The 2,499-nt window shown below is 39.9% G+C and carries 2 protein-coding genes and 1 pseudogene; 1 reads left to right on the forward strand and 2 read right to left on the reverse strand.

The window, feature by feature from the left end; translation table 11 throughout:
- Positions 1-105: 105 nt before the first annotated feature.
- Positions 106-915 (reverse strand): DUF1796 family putative cysteine peptidase, encoded by an 810-nt coding sequence (locus tag OPS25_RS15805; protein ID WP_265618868.1) that lies wholly within the window; start codon positions 913-915, stop codon positions 106-108.
- 98 nt (positions 916-1,013) lie between these two features.
- Here OPS25_RS15805 and OPS25_RS15810 point away from each other — a divergent pair.
- Positions 1,014-1,457 (forward strand): annotated as a pseudogene (locus tag OPS25_RS15810) (glycosyltransferase family 2 protein); the annotation flags it as partial.
- Positions 1,458-1,470: 13 nt separating this feature from the next.
- On the opposite strand, the gene OPS25_RS15815 reads toward OPS25_RS15810, so the two are convergent.
- Positions 1,471-2,238 (reverse strand): hypothetical protein, encoded by a 768-nt coding sequence (locus tag OPS25_RS15815; RefSeq protein ID WP_268741525.1) that lies wholly within the window; start codon positions 2,236-2,238, stop codon positions 1,471-1,473.
- Positions 2,239-2,499: the final 261 nt, after the last annotated feature.

Genomic DNA, 2,499 nt, shown 5'->3' on the forward strand with positions numbered 1-2,499 from the left:
ATTATCGACAATTAGCCGAAGATACGGCAGCATGACTCAAACAAATCCGCCTCCGAATTTACCGGCGCGATTCATCTTGTATAAATGCTTTATACTTCAACTAATTCATTTTACTAATTTAAGCTTTTTGAGAAAATCAATATTTAATTTCTTCTTTGAATCTATTGGGACATTCCTAGTCGCAAGTTCCTGTAGGATATATTCAAATAATTGCCTCCAGCTTTCGTCATCTCCTGAAAAAGATTTCGGAATTTCTTCTTTTAAGGAGTAAATTCCCCCCATTTCGTTAAATGATAAAAAATCTAAGATCCTATCCGCACTTGGTTGATTGGTATACCTACTAAATATTTCGTAAAGCTTAATGTCTACGGAGGGATACTTCTTTTTCAGCAGATTATATACTTTAAAAAAATTTTCATTATCAAAATACCCATCCGGGAGTCCTGCATGAGGAAAGTTTCTTTGATGCGGAGAATTATCTCGCCCATAACCCAGCCATCTTATAAATATAAGAGTACCTTTGTGGTTTTTTAGAGAATCGAGGCGTCTAAAGGTGTATTGAAATCTTTCCTTGGCTTGCTCAAGCTCTTTACTATCATAAAATTCAGGCGGCATTGTATGAGATGATGACGCTATTGAGGAATGAAACCACTTTACGCAGTCCTTTGGATTCAAGTCATGGTGAAAGTCAATTTGAGAATAGCTGCATTTAATACCACCGTTTTTCTTAATCTCAACATTTTCTCTTGATAACACTTTGTTAGGATCGAAGTCTGCGGAAAACACTCTTTCTAACGAGATGAAAGGAGTTACTGTCCAATCAAAAGGAAAAGACTTACTACCGGGACAGTTTTTCTTAATCTGAGTTGCTGTTCTACAGGCCCCGCCAAGGGAGACAAAAACAAAATTTTTCATTATTTAACGAATATAATATCAAAAAAATATTGTAATCCAACGCACCCATAATTTCTACGTAAGAATCCGGAAAAGATAAATTATATAATATCAGTCTACATGCCGGTGTTGTGCTTGGGTACGGTGGCGGGGCTGGCCACGCACATAAGTATTTCCCGCGTTATCATCCTGGCTACTTGAAAAGGTTAGTCGCTACGCAAAACTATTCTGCGGTCACGGCCGCGTGCCTGTTGGTCAAAAAGACACTTTTTAATGAAGTCGGTGGCCTGGACGAATCCAATCTCAAAGTAGCCTTCAATGATGTTGATTTTTGTTTAAGGGTGCGAGAAACCGGTGTACATAACTTGTATTGCGCCGAAGCTGAAATGTTTCATTATGAAAGCATTTCCAGAGGATTAGATATTTCACCTGAAAAAGCGCAGCGATTTAAGCGAGAGCTGGATTTCCTGCAACAAAACTGGGCAGGGTATATCGAATATGACCCCGCATATAACCCTAACTTAACCTTACGAAGAGAAAATTTCTCCATTAGGGAGGGATAGAGCGGAGAATCGTTTATTCGGCGAGGGCAACATTCACTTCTTCGACGGAAATACCAGCGTTAGAAGCGTATTGCCTTATCACACTCTCTTCAACCCCTGCGTTCTGAGCAGCATGCAGAATACGAAGTTGCTGCTCCTTTTCACTCAAGGTGTTATTGATGGCCGTACGAATGAGTTCGTCTTTTTGCGCAGGAAATACCGCTAGTAAAGCTTCTACAACGTACTCGCCTACATAGGGAACGGCATTTAACGCAGTCGTCATAATCTCAACGATTTTATTGGGATGTTTCAAGGATAGTGTTTGAACTATGCTATCTGCAGAATCTGGCTCGGTAAGCACTGCAACCCTTACAATATCATCCAGTTCTTCAGGTGTGGCATTCGCTGCAGCTTGCACAACAAAATCTACATAAGTGGGTTCAGCATTTATTGCCAACTCTACAATATTTGGGCATGAGCTTACGTTTCGTCGTATTGCTAGCTGGACAATTTCCTCTGTCGCTGCCGGTTGCGCCGAAATAGCCGCATGAATAATTTCCTGATAGTGATCAGGATAGGTAGTTAATGCTACATCAACGATGGAGACAATATCTTGCGGGTAATGACTGGCGATAGAGCGGATGGCTCTCCCCACTGACATTGTTTGTGAAACTTGTCGTTTAAGAAATTTCTTTTGAAATTCCAGATTAGAAGGATCAGGCTCTGTTGGCGTCACAGCCTGAAGACCAGTACAGACCACTGCACAAGCAATTGCATTGATAAACCAAATTTTGCGCACCATTACTTCAAACCCTCAAGGAAACAACAACCACTTATTAATATTATTTAATCCATATATGTAAGAACGTGAGTCTTCCTTGAAAGTTCAGTTTTCAAAATATTAACAACTTAGAATGAAAAATAACCGGTTAAACAAAATAAAGCAAATTTATTGAGTATAGGTATTGACGTAAAGTTATTTATCTCTACAATGCGCATCCGCTTCGGCAGGAAAGTCAAAACGACAACTTGCAGGAAAAGGCGAAAGCCTTATCGGAAGCGG

Source organism: Alteromonas aquimaris, from assembly GCF_026183695.1.
GTDB classification, from domain to species: Bacteria; Pseudomonadota; Gammaproteobacteria; order Enterobacterales; family Alteromonadaceae; genus Alteromonas; species Alteromonas aquimaris.